Genomic DNA, 16,397 nt, shown 5'->3' with positions numbered 1-16,397 from the left:
CATGAAGGTTACGATGAACCAGAAATCCTCCTTTATCAAACTACCCTAAGATGTTCCACATGCGTTGAAGTCAGACAGGCAACGACAATCGAATGCTGTTCAACTGATCCAACAGCACCTGATTATCCATGAGTGCGGCCACCGTCGCCTCGTCGTAGCAGTCAAGTTTGGTATTGAACTGTTGGATTTGTATTTCAGTCGCCATGATCACTTCGGCGGCGAATGCTGTTAGCGCCTGTTCAGCCTTATCTGCTGCTTCATCACTACGAAGCTTTGCCTGCCTAGATTTGATGAACCAACGCTGTTGACGCAACCATTCAGTATGGCGATGCCTTACATCAGCTTTGAAATGTTCATTCAAGCGGATCATTCTATAGGCCACAGTCCTTCTTTATCAAAATGTGCATCAAAACTCCGACCGGCTTGTCCGGATGACGTTTCAGCCGTGTTGTGATGCGCGTCCATTGCTCCGTTGCATTCCCTTCGTAATACCAGTCGTAAATGCAAGTCATGCCCTCTTCATTTGGCTTGTCAGTCAAAAAACGAGAGTAAGCCAGTCCTTCAACAACACCGGATACATAAGCATAGCGCTGCTTTGCATCCATCTCATTCAACACGGCTCCGGCGTTTAAGCTTCCCGCATGAGCTATACTTGGCGCTACAAGCAACAACATAAGCATTATCGCATGGACTTGTTTATATTTACTTGAGATTAATAGATTTTTAATCTGCACAATCGACCGTTTATGCAATATTTTACTTTGACGTCTTGGTTTTGCTATAATTGTATGAACAATAGAGAATATAGGGGTTTGAAGCGGTAAGGAGACCGCCCTACCCTCAAAAATAGCCGACATGCAGAAAGGGTCGTTTATGCCACATACAGGGGCATGACAGATTCTGCACTCAGGCATTGAAACAATATGAGAATAGGATACTTGCGCGTCAGCACTGAAGAACAGAAACCGGATCGACAAATTGATGCGCTTACACCCATTTGTGATCAACTCCATATCGAAAAAGTCTCGGCTGTCGCAAAACACCGACCCGTCTATGAAAAACTCACCAATTCCCTTCAATCTGGCGATATTTTTGTTATTTGGGATTTGGATCGTGCCTTTCGATCTGCCAAGGATGCGTTGAACGAATTGGATCGCCTGCGCAATCGTGGCATTGAGATTCAAATCGCCAGCATTCATATTGATACCTCAACACCCCACGGGATGCTGATCTATACGTTCATTAGTGGCTTGGCTGAGTTTGAACGGCGTTTATTGTCTGAACGCACCAAACAGGGTCTGGCAGCCGCTCGGAAGCGGGGTCAACGACTTGGCCCTCCCCCAAAACTGTCAAATGAACAAATCAGCCACGCCAATCGCCAAATCAGCACTAAAACCGCTACCATTGCCCAAATGGCGGCGTACTATGGTGTGCATCCCTCAACAATAATGCGGTCTATCAAGCGGTTAGAAGAAAGAGTATGAATTTATCATACCGTTGTGATATACTAGTTTTAAAGGAGGAACTCATGTCAGGAACCAGTAAACGAACAGTTAGCCTTGCGCCAGAAAACACGGCTTTCATTGAGGCCAAAGTAAAGTCTGGCGGTTATGCCAGCAGCTCTGAGGTTGTACGCGCAGGCTTGCGAGCATTACAAGAACGCGATGAGGCCGTTGAACGTTGGTTGAAACAAGAAGTTGCACCAACCTACGATGCGGTCAAACAAGGCAAATCAAAGACATTTCCGGTCGGTGACGTGTTTGATGAAATCCGTTCGCGCCACGTCTCAAAACAAGGCGAGTAGTTGAAGCGCCGTTCTGTTGAAATTTCTGAAGGGGCACGGCGTGATCTATTCGCGCTTTATGATTGGATCGCAAATGCGGGCAGTCCAAACAATGCCCTCGCCTATGTGGAGCGCATTAAGGATTTTTGCACTTCGCTAGACCTCGCATCCGAACGTGGGACGTTACGCGATGACGTTCGCCCGAACTTGCGAACGGTGGGTTTTGAACGCAGCGCGACTATTGCCTTTATAGTTGAAGAAGACCAGGTCGTTATCCTTCGCATATTCTATGCAGGTCGCAATTGGACTGAGGATTTTGGCCGCTAGCAGCAGCAATCAACAAGTAAGTTTCAGAACAAGCTCAACTGTTTGCTTTGTCGTTGGCTGCACTGCCACGCCTCCGTATTTGCCTCTTCATCCAACCATGCCAAAACATAATCAACAACAATTCTGTGTTCCGCGAGGCGTTCGGGAACGATAAACAGCGATCTGTAGCCTGTTTCTGTTATGGACAACGGCACCCGATCAGCGCTGATAACTTCAATATGATCATAACCTGCTGACCAGTCTTTGGCATGTCGTATGGTGAGTTCAATGCCGCACCAGACGGCATTGAAACTTTCATATGATTTTCGATCTTTAGCGGCAGCAATAGACATATTGACCTCCTGCAATGGTGGTTTCGACATAGTCCACTGCCAAATCACGAGCGATGGCCGCATAATCGATATAGAACTGTATGCTGTCTGGGATATCTCCAAAAAAACCCTCGTCGACAAACTGCAAGGCCAAACCCCTAAGACACTGATCTTTATAAATCTCAATGTCGAAATCATCGGGATCGGTGTTGTCTTCAAATTGATACCCACACTCTCCAACAGCAATAATCACTGCCAGTTTTTGCTGATCATCCCACTCGTCGATGATCTCGAAATAGCGAGGAAAGTCTGCTTGATTGATGCCGATGGCTTTGGCCAGTTCACAATCCAAATGCTCACCGTCAATGAATTGTATCTCAAACTCTTCTACTGGATCGCCGTAATCGTTTTTAAGGCTTAAGCGCTGCTGATCATATTCTTTAACTGTTCGGAAATAAAAGCCTTCTGCTGAAATGTCGTAGGGTTGGGCATAAAGTATTGTGGTCATGTTTTCCTCCAAATGGGGTAAGGGTTTCGCTTTGATGAAACCTTGCCCTTCGGCGAGAATGGGGGTGCAAACGGCGCGTAAAAATCGACGAAATAATCTCTTGGTTTGTTGGGGGAAACCTTTAGGGGGAACCGACAAACAAAGATTATCTTCGTTCTATTTTTATCGAAGTGCGCCAGGGGCAAAGCCCCAAGACCTTTCACAATCAAGATTGACCGAAGCAATATCGACCTCATGCAATCCGCTCCATTCAAACTTCAAACGTGGTCTCAAGGGGTGCACGAACCCTTTGATCGTTGTTCCACTTCGACAAGCTGGCGACATTCAATCGGCATTCAATCGGCGCACGGTTGACCACAACGGCGTTGCCTCAATGGTATTGTCTCAATGAAATTGCCCCGACGGCGTTGTCGGGCTGAAGGCGTCTGCATGAAATGCTCTGGGGTCTTGGGGGCTGGAACGCCTCCCGAGTTGATGGGCCAATTAATTGGGTGTGGGAGAGCAACGTCTCCCACGAGCGATGAACCGGCGATAGGGTTCAATTGTGTGTCATGGTCATAAGGGAACCGGTTGGCCTACAGACGCACCACGGGCCAGAGGGATACAACGGGAGCGGTAAGCAGTTTAATAACGGTCGTGAGTTCGCCGCTTGGCTGGGATTAACACCACTCAACAAATCAAGTGCTGGAAAAGAACGTCTGGGACACATCTCAGAGATGGGCGATCAATACATTCGCCGTTTATTGGTTCTGAGCATGACGTCCCGCATTCGGTCAATCAGAACAACACCAGAGAAGTTCGACCCTTGGTTTGCAGACATCCTGTCACGCAAGCCAAGCAGAGTGGCTACAGTTGCTATGGCCAATAAGACCGCGCGAATGATCTGGGCCGTGCTCACCCGCAATGAACCCTACAAAGTGAGGACCATCTGAAAACAACGAAACAAAAGCAAAGGAAACAAGAGATTACAAGACCAATGAAGTGATGGAAAATTGTCAGCCCTAAAACCAAGACACCCCGTGCTTTGTCCTGAACGCGTGCTGTTCGATAAGCGGAATGGGACTTGGTTGGTGGAAACCATCAGGGCCAGCGGCTATGTGCGTCGCGTTAACAGGCCGAACACAAGACTGCTTCTGACAAAATACAATTACTTCAAAAAAGGACTTGCAAAAAGGGAGCCATCCACACAGGACAAATTGGCCAAACTCAGTTTTCTGTGAACCACGGAACTAGGCGTTATACATTTGAACTGGCTCGCATGTGTCAATTTTATGGAAGTCTGTCGACCAACTCTGGTCAACTTCACACCTCTAGGTTCTTGCTTTCTCAAACAACTCCCAATATCTCTCGAATTGTTCAAAGTCAAAGTCGGTTTGTCGAGCTGGCTCCAGCACTATTTTTTCGTTTTTGAGCAACGTGTTGATCGCGGCATGCAATGTACCAATCACATCGGTGGGAATAACCAATGCACCATGCTGGTCGGCATGTATCAAGTCACCGGGCGATACTCGCATGCCGCAGACACTTACGTCGCAATCAACATCGCGCACGTGCACAAACCCGTGGCTTGGCCCAATCGATCCCGCCAAAACCGGGAAATCGGCAGCCATGTCCCCTAAGTCACGCATTACGCTGTTGGTGAGAGCGCCTTCAATGCCAAATCCCTTGTGAACCGTCGTGTTGATTTCGCCCCAATAGGCACCAATACAGTTCGGAAAATCGATGTCTTCGATGACGGCCAAACTGGGCACATGGACATCTGCCATATATCGATAGTAATCCATCCGGCGTTTTTTGATGATTTCTGGTGCTTCCTCGGGCGGGGCAAGCGCAGCAATCTTGGCTGTTTTTGCAAAGCCAACCATCGCCTGTTTGCCGTTGGCGGCATATTGCATGGTTTGACGGGTAAAGTTGGAAAACCCTCGTTTCCCTTGGGCAACTTCAATCGCGTTGCAAACTGTTGGCGTATCAACTGAATGCAGCAACTCAAGTAAAGATTGTTCAATCATAGCTCTAACCATTCCAATAGTGCGGCATTTGTTGCCTTTGGCTGTTCTAATGTCGGTAAATGCCCTGCATCTTCAACAATTACCAAACGGCTATCATCGATTAGATCCGCCAATAATTCATGCCGTTCAATTGGGCACAACTGATCTTGACGCCCGCATAAAACAAGCGTTGGCACAGTGACATTTTTTAGCGCCTCACACTGATCTGGACGCTCACGCAAAGCGAGAGATTGAGCAACAAAATTCTCAACTCCATGCGCCATTGCCATATCGACGCATGTTTTCACAATCTCAGGGTGCTCATTGGGGACCGTGAGATACTTTGGTATGAAAACCTCATGCATCATGTGTTCTAGTTCACCTGCCTTTGCACGTGCCATCTGAGCATCGCGACCGTTTGCGACTTCAGCTAATTCCGCCCTGGGGTTTGTATCCAAAAGGGCCAAACGAGTGATGCGGTCTGGCGCTTTGCGCCAAACTTCCATCGCGACAATTCCACCCATCGATAGGCCACCGAGTGCAAATTTGGGTGGTGCATTTTGCAAAACCTCATCGGCAATTTTGCCGATATCGTTCAACGGTGAGATTGCAGGAATTTGGATTGAACGCTTTGCGCTCAACCCTGCCAGTTGCGGTCCAAACAAACGGGCATCGCACATCATGCCTGGAATTAAAACGAGTGGTACTGCCAATTTTTTACTACCTATCCGCTATGGGTTAATCCTGCGGGATCATCTGTATTTCGCACCCGGTAAAGGCTTGCCTCCCCGCTCATTGACGGCGCAAGTTTACGCGTCAGGTTTGGCGGTACTGCACATGTATCACCCGGAGCCAAAATAACTTCCCCGCCGTCCCAAGTCAGTCGCCAATGTCCTCGCATCACCATTAGAACTTCGTGACTGTCGGTGGAATAATTTTGATCGTCAAGTGAATGGTTGGAGATGAAATCCACCTTAAACCCGGGACGGTCCACCAACAATGCATCAGAACCAATTACCTTTGTGGGGGCGTCCCTGGATAAGGCCATCATGTCCCAATACCGCGCGACAAAATTTGGTAATACGTCGGCAATCTCGGGCTCAGGATATTGCTTTAACTCATCCTCATTCAATAGTGGCATTGGCTGTACATTGTGCGGCAGTGTTTGACCCTTTTTGCTGTCATACAAAGCGCCGTTGTTGCCCAAAACCAATCCATGTTCTTTGGCATCTTCAATGACCTGGGGCGCCCAAATAACACCGCCACCTGCGTCATCGCCGCCAAGAATGGCCATTATCATGCCGTAATCGGTTCCAATGTTTTCGAAACCGCGAAAAATCCCGGTTGGAATATTAAAAATATCCCCTTCTTCCAAAACAACTTCACCTGCAGTTCCCCATCGGCCCCAGAAGAAACGCCAGCGGCCACTTAGGACGTAGAATACCTCGGCGGTGCGGTGCGAATGCAGCGAGTTTCGCACTCTTGGCGGCTGTCCGGCGGCGCCAATGTTAAATCCCGGTGTTTCACTAATATGCACATGCTGGTCAGGGCTTTCAGAAACCCCACCACCAATGATCGTGAAGTTCTCTTTTTGATCTGACCCGGGGGTATGCGCATCAATAAAGGCAGTTTTACATGGCTTTAGTTCGCCATATCTAACAATTCGTTTTTCCATTTCTTGGGGGGTCATACATCACCTGTTTGCAGTAGAATTTGTTTCCATATTGCCGTCTCGTCAAAAAGCACATGCTCGCGTCTAAGGCCCCATGGACCAAATTCAGCATGTGCTGCCCCCATCACATAAATCTCTTTGCCGGTGGGCTTTCCAAACGCCCCCCAACCTTCATGTTTGCCGCGCAACGAAAACCTAATTGCGGCGCGCGGCGACATCATCGGGTCATCAAGCCCGATTTGATGTTCAATTTTGAACTCCGCATTTGGAAATGATGCGCATAAGCTCACCCAGAAACAGTCGGCTCCTTCATGGGATAAAGCGTTAACGCCGCCGGGATAGGTCATCTGACAACCACGGTCATATTGTTCGGAAATGACCGCAAAGTCAGCCTTCATTAGGCGATGTAGAATTTTCGCATATTTTTCACCCCATTTATTGTCATTACCTTTTCCAAGATAGGGTCCGGGCTTATCAATGTCTGGTGTGAAAGGTTGAACACAGTGCTCAGCGCCCCCTTCACGAGCGATCAAGTCACGCGCATATTCTTTTGGATCTAAACCCAACTGCCGCACAACCGCGCCTTGATCTCGAATGAGCCACTCATCGTTGATTTGGTTGTTGATGGCGTGGCAATCCGCAATGATCCGGTATTTCAGCTTTCGCCCGGTCGCGGGCCCATAAACACCATCGCCCAGATGCGTCGCAGTTGACAAAATACGGTGAGAAGAAAGCATGCCTGCCTCTGGCGTGCCGCTCCAAATAACGTCTTCGCCCAACAATGTGCGGTCCGGAAATTCCGCAAGCGTAGCGGTTGTTGCAGCAATTACGCTGTCGTTCCCGACAACGATTGAGCCGGGTGAACGCACAATAATATCGTTGGAATAATAGTGCTCCAAGGTTGCCAGTTGGCGATCTTCCCAAATCTGTTTGGTGATCCCAATAATGTAGTCAGGGAAATCAGCCCACTGCGGATCAAAACCCTTCATTTTTCCCAACCTTTCGGAATTTTTGCAGAACCGCGCACAATCAACGGTCCATCTATGGCCACCCGTTTGGGTAGCGTTTCGCCATCATTAATTGTGTTCATCAAGATATCGACGGTTTCCTGAACCATTCGATTTGCCGGTTGTCGAACGGTCGTCAAATTATAGGCTGGCCAACTAGCGAGGGGGACATCGTCGTAACCAACAACAGACACATCATCAGGCAGGCTTAGGCCAAGTTCAAACCGTAAAACATCCATAACAATGAAGGCCATGTGATCATTGGCAACAAATACCGCATCTGGTCGGCCTGGCCCTTTGAACAATTCACGCGTTGCTTCTTTCGCACTTTCACTCGTGTAGTTACCAACTGCACGAATAAAGGTTTGATGATTGGCTTCATCCAACCCGGACTTAAAACCCAACTCTCTGTCTCGTTGGGTCGACGCCCCTTCCCAACCGGCGATATAGGCCATTCGACGATGGCCGCCTGCAACAAGGAACTCTGCAACTTTTCGGCCGCCACTAAAGTTATCAGATGTGACGGCAGATAACCGGTCATCATCTTGACTTCTGTTGAACAGAACCACAGGAATTCCGGCCGCTTGGCAGCGCTCGGCAAGCTCAGAAGACAGGGCAACCGAAGCGGCGACAATGCCATCAACCTGATAGTCCAAAATCTCATCCACGACGTCGTCGACATTTTGTGAGTTGTTGGACGCCATAAAAACAAGCACGTGATAGCCGCGTTCTTGCAAAGATTTGGAAAGCTTTTCCAACGCATCGGGGTAAAAATGGTTTTCCAGATAGGCGACAACCAGCCCGATAATTCGGCTTTTTCCGGTGATCAATGAACGCGCAAGAATGTTTGGCCGATAGCTCAACTCATCTGCGGCGCGCTTGACTTTTTCGATTGTCGTTTTTGATGCAGACGCCCCGGGTGTAAATACACGGGAAACCGCTGATTGACTAACGCCAGCACGCTTTGCGACATCTTGGGATGTGATTTTGTCGTTCGCCATTAGTCTGCTGTCCAACCTCCATCGATCAGAAGCGATGTGCCTGTGATCAGTGCGGACGCATCAGAGGCCAAAAACACCGCTGCACCCATAATGTCTTCGATTTCGCCAAGCCGATTAAGTTTGATCTTTTCTTCAACCCACGCCCGTCGCGCCGGATCTTTCAGCGTTTGTTCGGCCATTGGTGTTTTGATGAATGTCGGGCAAATGGTATTCACCCGAATGTTGTGCTGCCCCCACTCAATCGCCATCGATTTGGTAAAACCTTCGACAGCATGTTTGGTGGCACAGTAAACGGCTCTATCAACGCCGCCCACATGACCCATTTGGCTGGAAATATTGATGAGCGATCCTGATTTACCTGCACTAACTAACTTTTGGGCGACCGCGCTCGTGATGAAATAGGCGCCTTTAACATTTGCATTGCTTACCGCATCAAAGTCAGCTTCGTCTGTTTCCAACGCAGGGCCATGACGTGCCGTGCCAGCGCTATTGATCAAAATGTCAAATGATGGGGCTTGCGAAATTGCACTTTTCAATGATGGCACATCAGCGACGTCGATTTGAAGAATGTCGACGTTAAGCCCATCACCTGCGAAATCGCTTTGAGCATTTACAAGACCATCCAATTTGCGTGCCGCGATTGTCACATTCGCTCCTGCCTGTGCAAGTGCTGCTGCGCAACCTAAACCAATACCGGACGTCGCACCGGTGACCAATGCTGACTTGCCATCCAGTCTGAACGATGGTGTCTGCGGTAGATTAGGCATGGCTCGCCTCCCCGGTTTCTTTGTCAAATCCAATACGCGCCTTGTTAAATTCGCGCATCCGACCAAGAACATCCACACCCAACTGGCGATAAACATCAATCAGGTCCAGTAACACCCAATTTTCTCGAATAAGCCCGTCTTCTAGGCGCCAAAAATCCAAGCTGCGCAATGTTATCTTTTTGTCTGTGGGCGGAAGCCCGAGCCAACCACCACCGGTAAGGGTCTGTGCCATATCTGGCCAACCCGTTACCGCAACATAATTCCCTGTTGCGAAAAAGTGTGAGCTAACTTCATCTTTGTACTGACCACGATCTGGCATGGCTGACAAAAACGGGATTTGGTGCCAATTCCGAAACCCATCAATGCCACGCGCTGTGCCAATACCCGAAGGTCCATACCAGTTCATTTTGGGGTGCCAAAAACGGTCAAGTTCCATCACTTCTGGTCCACCCTGTGCCGGGTGTCTTGAAAGGGCTGTTAGCATATCCAGAACATGATTTAGACTTTGCGCCGCATTTTCGCTGATATCACTTTGAACGCGCAATCCATCTTGGGTAGCTGGTCCCGGCACGTGCCATTCACGTCCTAAACTCGGTACAAGCGGCCACGCGCCAGCCTGCATCATAACTTCGGGTATGTCCCAAATGGCTTGAATTTCTACAATTTTTCCATCCACGAACCGGTAAAATTCGTGAAACCGCATACTGGATTGATGCCCTGTGGGTGGTATATCAAGCCAAGGAGACACAAATGTCCCAGTATAATACCCAGCGACACCGACCCAGTCCGCCTCTTCAGGGGTTCGACCAACGACAATTATTGTATCTCGCCGTTCGAGGTCGGGCCATGCGGTAGCCAATGGCACGATGACTGATGACAGGAGGGTGTCGACGCCAATCACCGTGCCGTGGGGCTCACAAAATCTTGCAACAAGGTCCGGCGAACAATGTTGAGCTAAAAGAACAGATAGTTCCTCAAGTGAAAAGTCATACAGCGCCCCACTTATCGCCTTGATTGCTTGCATATGGCTTTGGTCGTGCCCCATGGTTAGACAGCAGCCTTACCGTAAGGAATGTTCTTGCCGCCATATCTGCGCACGCGAAGATTTGCTTGCTCGGCGTGGCCAACGAAACCCTCTAACATGCAAAGCCGTGAGCAATACTCACCTATCATTGTTGCTGCTTCGTCAGTCAAAACGCGCTGATAAGAATGCGTTTTGAGGAATTTTCCAACCCAAAGGCCGCCCGTGTAGCGACCAGCTTTTTTTGTCGGCAATGTATGGTTTGTCCCGATAACTTTGTCGCCGTTTGCAACATTTGTCCGCGCACCAAGAAACAGAGCGCCGTAACAAGTCATGTTTTCAAGAAACCAGTCGTCCCGATCGGTCATGACCTGAACGTGCTCTGACGCATATTCATCTGCCGTTTCAAGCATTTCATCATAGGTATCACACACGATTATTTCACCGTATTCCTCCCAAGATTTTGATGCCGTATCGCGCGTTGGCAAAATGGTCAAAATGCGATCAATTTCATCAAGTGTTTGGTTCGCCAGTTTTTCAGATGTGGTCAACAGAACCGCGGGAGAATTATACCCATGCTCGGCTTGGCCCAACAGGTCGGTGGCGCACAACTCTGCATCAACCGTTTCATCTGCGATGACCATCGTCTCGGTGGGCCCGGCGAATAGATCGATCCCAACACGACCGTAAAGCTGCCGTTTGGCTTCAGCAACGAACGCATTTCCCGGACCAACAATCATATGCACGGCTTCTATCGTCTCAGTGCCGATCGCCATTGCGCCAACGGCTTGAATGCCACCTAAAACATAGATTTCGTGCGCACCACCAAGATACATGGCAGCAATCACGGCAGGGTTCGGCTCGCCATTAAATGGCGGCGTCATCGCAATAATGCGCGGCACACCAGCAACCGAAGCTGTCGCTACCGACATGTGCGCTGACGCAACCATTGGAAACTTTCCGCCCGGCACATAACAACCAACCGATTGAACGGGAATGTTTTTATGGCCCAAAATCACCCCGGGCAAAGTCTCAACTTCAATGTCCAGCATAGAGTCTCGCTGGGCCTGCGCGAACTTACGCACCTGCTCTTGCGCAAACTTAATGTCCGCCAAATCCGAAGCACTTACTTTGGCAATAAGCGCCTGAATCTCATCGTCTGTCAGACGAAACGAGGACGGGGCATAACTATCAAACTTTTGCGAACACTCACGTACAGCTTCATCACCGCGCTGCTCGATATCGAGCAAGGTCTGCTCGACGATGGAACGAACTTTCGCATCATCGGCTCCGCGATCCGCTTCAGATTTTCCCGATTTAAGATATTTTACTGTCATAATCTTGAACTTTCTTAACCCGCCATTGGCGCGTGTGGAACTTTTCGACCTTCATCAAAAGCTTCCCAGCCTTCCCCATTGAAGCAGTCCACACCGAGCTGTGCGAGCACATAAGGGAAATCGACCATCACCCAATTATCGACGATCTTGCCGTCGACCACTTTCCAAAAATCCATATACCGGATTTCAATTTTTTTGCCTGTCGGCGCCACACCCATAAAGGTGCCGGAGTGCGTTGCTTCCTCCGCAGCCCACTCGCCCATGTAAAGCCGAGCTTCATCCACACAAACTTTGTCAGAAAAGGCGGCCTGAAAAGGCTTTTGCCAGTTTTCCTGAAATTGCCTGAGGCCCGTTTTGGTGCCGCAACCTTGATTGCCCATCCAACGAAACCCGTCAGAGAAGAAATCGCCGATATCGACAATTCGATGGTCGTTCAGACCATCAACCATGCCTTCAATCACACGCTGCGTTTGTGCAGTTTTACTCAGGTCAGTGTCACGACTAAGTGTCGCTTGTTCTGGTCTTGCGCCGCTCATCCTTTTACAGCTCCTGCAGTTAGTCCGCTCACGATTTGGCGTTGGAAGATCATCACCAACAAGAACAGGGGTGCAATGATGGAAACCGCTGCTGCGATCGCTTCCACTTGATCGGTGGTTGTGGTTTCTCGGTTAAAGTAGCCGCTAATCGCTGGCACCATCGTCATATTTTGACCGTCGAGCAGAAGCGAAGTGACGAGAAAATCATTGTACCCGAGGAGGAAGCTGAACAGTCCCGTTGTGATAACACCGGGCCACATGACTGGCATGATGACCATTCTAAATGCCTGAAAATGTGTACAACCATCAACCCGCGCAGCTTCATCAAGTTCTGCAGGAATGTTTTGAAAGAAGCTGCGCAACATCCAAATGGTGAAAGGCTGGTTGATCGCTACAAGCACTGCAATCACGGCCCAAGGCTGACCATAAAATGTTGGTGCAAGATCACCAAATATAGGACGTAGGATTTCCGCTGAGTTGATGAAAACAGGGAGATAACCTGCAACCAAAACCGAATGTGGTAGCGCCCTAAATATGAGGGCAACGATTAGAAGCCAGAAAGCTAAATTGGAACCAGATCGCGCCAAACCAAAACCGGCGAGCGTACCTAAGGTCAACGACACGATTACAACGCCACTTGTGACCACCAACGAGTTGATAAAGTTGCGATAGAAGGCGTTTTCCACCCAAACCGCGTAGTAATGTTCCGTCGTGAGGCCGATAAGCGGCGTGCCCAATGGTCCCGCCAATGGATCAATGAAACCAAGCGCCCCTGGCAAGATAGCGAGAAAGACAATAAGAAAGCCCAGCGCAAACAACAGCACGCCAATAATCCAACCTGCCCAGACTTGGCCCATCGGGGCATAGCGCGCAACGGTTGTTGGCAACCAAGTAAACGCTAGATAGATCGCGCCAAATAAAACTGACAACCCTAGAACGATGCCTAGAATGGACACGCCGTGCCCATCTGCAATGGTTTGTGGGCCGAAAATTACCGAGATTGGGTTTTGTGCGAACGCATCCACAGGCACTTTGAAACTCATCACTGCGATCCAAAAAATAGGAAATGCGGCGATTAGGCACCAGACGGCTAAAAATCCACCTGACGTGAGCTTGAGCCAGATTGGCTGCCGTGAAGCAATTGAATCGCTCATGATTCCCCTCCTTTATGGTCGCGCCATGTTTTGCGCACTAGCGGCATAAGCAGCAATACGATGCCGATCATTGTGAGCATGGCACTTGCCGATGCACGTGAGATGGACCGGTTGCCAGAATCGTCCGGAGCAAGAAAATCGTAGGTCAGCCACTGCAACGAGATCACGTGTGCTTGTGATGAGAACCCAATAACTTCTTCAAACACGCGATAGCTGTCCATCAAGTGGATCAGCGCCACAAAAACGATTAGCGGCATAAGATGTGGGATTATGACGTAGCGCAGCCGTTCGATGCGCGACGCACCATCCACGATTGCACTTTCAAGCGTATCTTTGTTCACGGTTTGCAGACCCGCGTAGAAGACAACAAAGGCAAATGGCGCAACATGCCAAACACGATAGAACAACATCAACAGCTCAATAGTCCAACCTTGTGCAAACATTGAAATGTCACGTTGCAGCCAGTTCTCTAAAAATGCGGTCATTATGCCATCGCCGATGAACAACCAACGGATAGCCAGAGCGCCAATGACAGGTGTGATGATGAATGGCAGCAACGAAATGAAGATGATCGGGCCACGTAACGCCTTAACCGCGCTATCGACCGCAACAGCGACGCCAAGACCGACCACCAAGGCAATTGGCAGTGTGATTAGGGTAAAGGTGAGTGTGAAACGCAATGCCTTCCAAAAATCGATCGTTAGAATGTCCCCAAGTCGACCCGAAGAAAACGCATCACCTACGCGGTCAAGCTCCAACACATTTTGGTAGCTTTGCAGGCCAACGAATTCAGTCTGCGTGATGATTTTGCCGTTGTCGTCCAAAATGGGCTTGGTTTTTAATTCGGTCACACATGTTTGTGTCAGGAAACCCGGCGTGCAGGTTTCAACTTCGACCGTCTCAAATATCGGTTGTGTGAGATAAAAACTCTGCACAAAAACTGACACGAGCGGTGCCGCGATGAACAAGAGCATCATAATGACTGAAGGTCCGACAAATGCAGAAAATGTCTTGAATTTCACAATGTCCTCCAAACGCGGTTGTGGATTATGCGTCAATCCTGACGCCATTTTTCATGAACTGAATTTAGTATGGTTGGGCGCTAACGCCCAACCTAGGTTTGTTGCCAGAACATCATTCGGGCAACAGTTTGTTATTCTGCCAAACCAGCTTCTTGCGCTGCGGTCAGATATGCAGCTTCGATGTCAGCTAGTGTTGTTTGTGCGTCTTTTGCACCTGTTAGGTAATCAGCCACGCCGTTGCCTAATGCGGTATGCATCAAACCGAATTGTGGACTAGCAGGATAAGGTGCAGCACCTGCACCCGCAGTTGCAGCGGCGCCTGCGGCAAGTGGACCTGGTTTATATCCTTTGATCAACCAAATCGAGGCATCATTATTTGCCATGACGGTTTCTTGATCCAAACCTTCCATTGCAACACGGAATGCCGCGTCGGCTTCTTCATCAGAGATGTTGGCCGCAATCACAATACCATCCCACCAAATTGATGATGCTGGGCGAGCAGAACCCTGAGGCGCTGCTGACATTGTGATTTTTCCAACCACTTGGCTTTCGGCCGCATCATTCATCGCTGCTGCGCGTGAAGCCCACAAGTTCGCCATGGCGATCTTGCCCTGCTGGAATTGCTGCTGAACATAAGTGGAATCTGAAACAAGATATTCAGGGTCCATATAGGCAGACAGTTTCTTGAGCATTTCAAGCGAAGCAATGCCTGATGCGTTGTTGATCGAAGGCGTGTTGCCTTCACCAAAGAACGGTTGGCCTTCGCCCAAATACATATTGACGAATTCTTCAGCTATGTTCCAACCTGCTTTAAATGTGCCACCAAGCGGATAATCTACGACGCCGGCTTGTTTGATTTTCTCAGCAGCGGCCAACACTTCATCATAAGTTTTTGGCTCGGCGATGTTCAGATCACCAAGGATATCACTGCGGTACATCAAGTGTTGTGCATTGACCATCATGGCAATTGCCATGGTCTTTCCGTCAATTTTAATAAGCTGATTTGGCGTTAGGTTTTGCCCATACTTGGCCACCAAATCATCTAGAGGGCGAATATCGCCTGCATTAAGCAATGGCACTAATGTTGCGTTGGAAACGCCACCAATTTGATAAAGCGATGGGTTCGCTGCAAATGCTGCTGGTTGCTTGTCCTTAAATTCATTGTCCAACTCAGCCGAAAAATTCCCACATTCTGCCATAGAATCCGTGACAATTTTCCAAGCTTCAAAGCTGTTGGTCAGCGACTTGAGTGGTATCTCATTTTGAAATCCACAAGCTGCAAAGCCGCCTGAAGTTGCTGCAAGTGTGAATGCACCTGCCAATAATACCTTCTTGAGAAACATGTTTTTCCTCCCTTTTCTCAATTTTCATCCCCGTTTCCGGGCAATGTTCGTTATGAAATTCTTTTGCCCGAAACACTGTCAAACAGATGACAAATGTTCGCAGGGATTTGAACCGCTACGCTTTCGCCTATTTCTACGCGGTAATCTTTTGCCGCCCGCGTGGACACCAACGCCCCACCGGCCTTTTGGGTGATCATGGTTGCGTCCCCCAATAGCTCAAGCGTGTAAACGGGCGCGTTGAGTTGGCCAGTTCCGGCCACCACCGATGCGTCCTCAGCTCTAAACCCTAACGTCACTGGTCCGTCAGGTGCTGTCAGACCTGGAATTGAAATACTGCCTGCTTCAAACGTGCCGGCAGAAATCGTACCTTCAATCAAATTCATCGCCGGAGATCCGATGAACCCTGCAACGAATGTATTTGCAGGGTTGTCATAGATGTCTGTAGGCGAGCCAACTTGCTGAACGATCCCCTTATTCATCACCACTACTCGATCAGCTAGCGTCATGGCTTCGATCTGATCGTGGGTTACATAGACCGTGGTCACTGCAAGTTTATGGGTGAGGTTTTTGATCTGCGCGCGGGTGGAAACCCGCAGTTTTGCATCCAGATTGGAAAGCGG

Annotated in this window: 20 protein-coding genes and 1 pseudogene; 4 read left to right on the top strand and 17 right to left on the bottom strand. The window is 49.1% G+C overall.

Features of this window, described 5'->3' with window-relative positions:
* Positions 1 to 70: 70 nt before the first annotated feature.
* A complete protein-coding gene (locus tag ACSHWX_RS16785) occupies positions 71 to 370 on the bottom strand; it encodes a hypothetical protein (protein ID WP_435669389.1) in 300 nt (99 codons plus the stop codon).
* Between the two features lies 1 nt (position 371).
* The gene (locus tag ACSHWX_RS16780) at positions 372 to 857 is read right to left on the bottom strand and encodes a hypothetical protein (RefSeq protein WP_435669388.1); all 486 of its coding nucleotides are present in this window, start codon (positions 855 to 857) and stop codon (positions 372 to 374) included.
* Between the two features lie 66 nt (positions 858 to 923).
* On the opposite strand from ACSHWX_RS16780, the gene ACSHWX_RS16775 reads away from it, so the two are divergent.
* From ACSHWX_RS16775 to ACSHWX_RS16765, 3 genes are read left to right on the top strand one after another with little or no spacing between them, the layout of a single operon-like run.
* On the top strand, positions 924 to 1,484 hold the full coding sequence (locus tag ACSHWX_RS16775) for a recombinase family protein (RefSeq protein WP_435669387.1): 561 nt from the start codon (positions 924 to 926) through the stop codon (positions 1,482 to 1,484).
* A gap of 44 nt (positions 1,485 to 1,528) precedes the next feature.
* Positions 1,529 to 1,804, top strand: a complete 276-nt coding sequence (locus ACSHWX_RS16770) for a type II toxin-antitoxin system ParD family antitoxin (RefSeq protein WP_435669386.1) — start codon at positions 1,529 to 1,531, stop codon at positions 1,802 to 1,804.
* A complete protein-coding gene (locus ACSHWX_RS16765; RefSeq protein ID WP_435669385.1) occupies positions 1,805 to 2,110 on the top strand; it encodes a type II toxin-antitoxin system RelE/ParE family toxin in 306 nt (101 codons plus the stop codon).
* A 23-nt stretch (positions 2,111 to 2,133) separates the two neighbouring features.
* Here the strand turns inward: ACSHWX_RS16765 and ACSHWX_RS16760 are convergent, their stop codons facing one another.
* Both ACSHWX_RS16760 and ACSHWX_RS16755 read right to left on the bottom strand, forming a co-directional pair.
* Positions 2,134 to 2,442 (bottom strand): hypothetical protein, encoded by a 309-nt coding sequence (locus ACSHWX_RS16760; RefSeq protein ID WP_435669384.1) that lies wholly within the window; start codon positions 2,440 to 2,442, stop codon positions 2,134 to 2,136.
* A complete protein-coding gene (locus tag ACSHWX_RS16755; protein WP_435669383.1) occupies positions 2,423 to 2,929 on the bottom strand; it encodes an antirestriction protein ArdA in 507 nt (168 codons plus the stop codon). Before ACSHWX_RS16755 ends, ACSHWX_RS16760 begins: the two co-directional genes overlap by 20 nt.
* Positions 2,930 to 3,537: 608 nt before the next feature.
* On the opposite strand from ACSHWX_RS16755, the pseudogene ACSHWX_RS16750 reads away from it, so the two are divergent.
* Positions 3,538 to 3,676, top strand: a pseudogene (locus ACSHWX_RS16750) (transposase); the annotation flags it as partial.
* Between the two features lie 563 nt (positions 3,677 to 4,239).
* Here ACSHWX_RS16750 and ACSHWX_RS16745 read toward each other — a convergent pair.
* From ACSHWX_RS16745 to ACSHWX_RS16685, 13 genes are all read right to left on the bottom strand, one after another.
* Positions 4,240 to 4,938, bottom strand: coding sequence for an RraA family protein (locus tag ACSHWX_RS16745; RefSeq protein WP_435669382.1), 699 nt, complete (start codon positions 4,936 to 4,938; stop codon positions 4,240 to 4,242).
* On the bottom strand, positions 4,935 to 5,630 hold the full coding sequence (locus tag ACSHWX_RS16740) for an alpha/beta fold hydrolase (RefSeq protein WP_435669381.1): 696 nt from the start codon (positions 5,628 to 5,630) through the stop codon (positions 4,935 to 4,937). The genes ACSHWX_RS16745 and ACSHWX_RS16740 overlap by 4 nt, the downstream gene beginning before the upstream one ends.
* Positions 5,631 to 5,641: 11 nt before the next feature.
* Entirely contained in the window at positions 5,642 to 6,607 is a 966-nt protein-coding gene (locus tag ACSHWX_RS16735) for a cupin domain-containing protein (protein WP_435669380.1), read from the bottom strand.
* A complete protein-coding gene (locus ACSHWX_RS16730) occupies positions 6,604 to 7,578 on the bottom strand; it encodes an ester cyclase (protein WP_435669379.1) in 975 nt (324 codons plus the stop codon). The genes ACSHWX_RS16735 and ACSHWX_RS16730 overlap by 4 nt, the downstream gene beginning before the upstream one ends.
* Entirely contained in the window at positions 7,575 to 8,597 is a 1,023-nt protein-coding gene (locus ACSHWX_RS16725) for a LacI family DNA-binding transcriptional regulator (RefSeq protein WP_435669378.1), read from the bottom strand. Before ACSHWX_RS16725 ends, ACSHWX_RS16730 begins: the two co-directional genes overlap by 4 nt.
* The gene (locus ACSHWX_RS16720; protein ID WP_435669377.1) at positions 8,597 to 9,364 is read right to left on the bottom strand and encodes an SDR family NAD(P)-dependent oxidoreductase; all 768 of its coding nucleotides are present in this window, start codon (positions 9,362 to 9,364) and stop codon (positions 8,597 to 8,599) included. Before ACSHWX_RS16720 ends, ACSHWX_RS16725 begins: the two co-directional genes overlap by 1 nt.
* A complete protein-coding gene (locus ACSHWX_RS16715; protein ID WP_435669376.1) occupies positions 9,357 to 10,409 on the bottom strand; it encodes an ester cyclase in 1,053 nt (350 codons plus the stop codon). The genes ACSHWX_RS16720 and ACSHWX_RS16715 overlap by 8 nt, the downstream gene beginning before the upstream one ends.
* A 2-nt stretch (positions 10,410 to 10,411) precedes the next feature.
* Positions 10,412 to 11,722, bottom strand: coding sequence for a histidinol dehydrogenase (hisD, locus tag ACSHWX_RS16710; protein ID WP_435669375.1), 1,311 nt, complete (start codon positions 11,720 to 11,722; stop codon positions 10,412 to 10,414).
* A gap of 14 nt (positions 11,723 to 11,736) precedes the next feature.
* The gene (locus ACSHWX_RS16705; protein WP_435669374.1) at positions 11,737 to 12,258 is read right to left on the bottom strand and encodes an ester cyclase; all 522 of its coding nucleotides are present in this window, start codon (positions 12,256 to 12,258) and stop codon (positions 11,737 to 11,739) included.
* The gene (locus tag ACSHWX_RS16700; protein WP_435669373.1) at positions 12,255 to 13,412 is read right to left on the bottom strand and encodes a carbohydrate ABC transporter permease; all 1,158 of its coding nucleotides are present in this window, start codon (positions 13,410 to 13,412) and stop codon (positions 12,255 to 12,257) included. The genes ACSHWX_RS16705 and ACSHWX_RS16700 overlap by 4 nt, the downstream gene beginning before the upstream one ends.
* On the bottom strand, positions 13,409 to 14,434 hold the full coding sequence (locus tag ACSHWX_RS16695; protein WP_435669372.1) for a carbohydrate ABC transporter permease: 1,026 nt from the start codon (positions 14,432 to 14,434) through the stop codon (positions 13,409 to 13,411). The genes ACSHWX_RS16700 and ACSHWX_RS16695 overlap by 4 nt, the downstream gene beginning before the upstream one ends.
* Before the next feature lie 131 nt (positions 14,435 to 14,565).
* Entirely contained in the window at positions 14,566 to 15,777 is a 1,212-nt protein-coding gene (locus tag ACSHWX_RS16690) for an ABC transporter substrate-binding protein (RefSeq protein WP_435669371.1), read from the bottom strand.
* Between the two features lie 50 nt (positions 15,778 to 15,827).
* On the bottom strand, positions 15,828 to 16,397 hold a 570-nt coding region (locus ACSHWX_RS16685), incomplete at its 5' end, for an ABC transporter ATP-binding protein (protein ID WP_435669370.1).

Origin of the sequence: Maritalea sp. (assembly GCF_051251695.1) — a bacterium.
Lineage (GTDB): Bacteria > Pseudomonadota > Alphaproteobacteria > Rhizobiales > Devosiaceae > Maritalea.
The sequence above is the reverse complement of the archived record's forward strand: the minus strand, read 5'-3'. Positions and strand labels throughout refer to the sequence as shown.

Coding starts and splice junctions, on each gene's coding strand:
- ACSHWX_RS16785 (WP_435669389.1), bottom strand. CDS start 370: ATGATCCGCTTGAATGAACATTTCAAAGCTGATGTAAGGCATCGCCAT.
- ACSHWX_RS16780 (WP_435669388.1), bottom strand. CDS start 857: ATGTCGGCTATTTTTGAGGGTAGGGCGGTCTCCTTACCGCTTCAAACC.
- ACSHWX_RS16775 (WP_435669387.1), top strand. CDS start 924: ATGAGAATAGGATACTTGCGCGTCAGCACTGAAGAACAGAAACCGGAT.
- ACSHWX_RS16770 (WP_435669386.1), top strand. CDS start 1,529: ATGTCAGGAACCAGTAAACGAACAGTTAGCCTTGCGCCAGAAAACACG.
- ACSHWX_RS16760 (WP_435669384.1), bottom strand. CDS start 2,442: ATGTCTATTGCTGCCGCTAAAGATCGAAAATCATATGAAAGTTTCAAT.
- ACSHWX_RS16755 (WP_435669383.1), bottom strand. CDS start 2,929: ATGACCACAATACTTTATGCCCAACCCTACGACATTTCAGCAGAAGGC.
- ACSHWX_RS16745 (WP_435669382.1), bottom strand. CDS start 4,938: ATGATTGAACAATCTTTACTTGAGTTGCTGCATTCAGTTGATACGCCA.
- ACSHWX_RS16735 (WP_435669380.1), bottom strand. CDS start 6,607: ATGACCCCCCAAGAAATGGAAAAACGAATTGTTAGATATGGCGAACTA.
- ACSHWX_RS16730 (WP_435669379.1), bottom strand. CDS start 7,578: ATGAAGGGTTTTGATCCGCAGTGGGCTGATTTCCCTGACTACATTATT.
- ACSHWX_RS16725 (WP_435669378.1), bottom strand. CDS start 8,597: ATGGCGAACGACAAAATCACATCCCAAGATGTCGCAAAGCGTGCTGGC.
- ACSHWX_RS16720 (WP_435669377.1), bottom strand. CDS start 9,364: ATGCCTAATCTACCGCAGACACCATCGTTCAGACTGGATGGCAAGTCA.
- ACSHWX_RS16715 (WP_435669376.1), bottom strand. CDS start 10,409: ATGGGGCACGACCAAAGCCATATGCAAGCAATCAAGGCGATAAGTGGG.
- hisD (WP_435669375.1), bottom strand. CDS start 11,722: ATGACAGTAAAATATCTTAAATCGGGAAAATCTGAAGCGGATCGCGGA.
- ACSHWX_RS16705 (WP_435669374.1), bottom strand. CDS start 12,258: ATGAGCGGCGCAAGACCAGAACAAGCGACACTTAGTCGTGACACTGAC.
- ACSHWX_RS16700 (WP_435669373.1), bottom strand. CDS start 13,412: ATGAGCGATTCAATTGCTTCACGGCAGCCAATCTGGCTCAAGCTCACG.
- ACSHWX_RS16690 (WP_435669371.1), bottom strand. CDS start 15,777: ATGTTTCTCAAGAAGGTATTATTGGCAGGTGCATTCACACTTGCAGCA.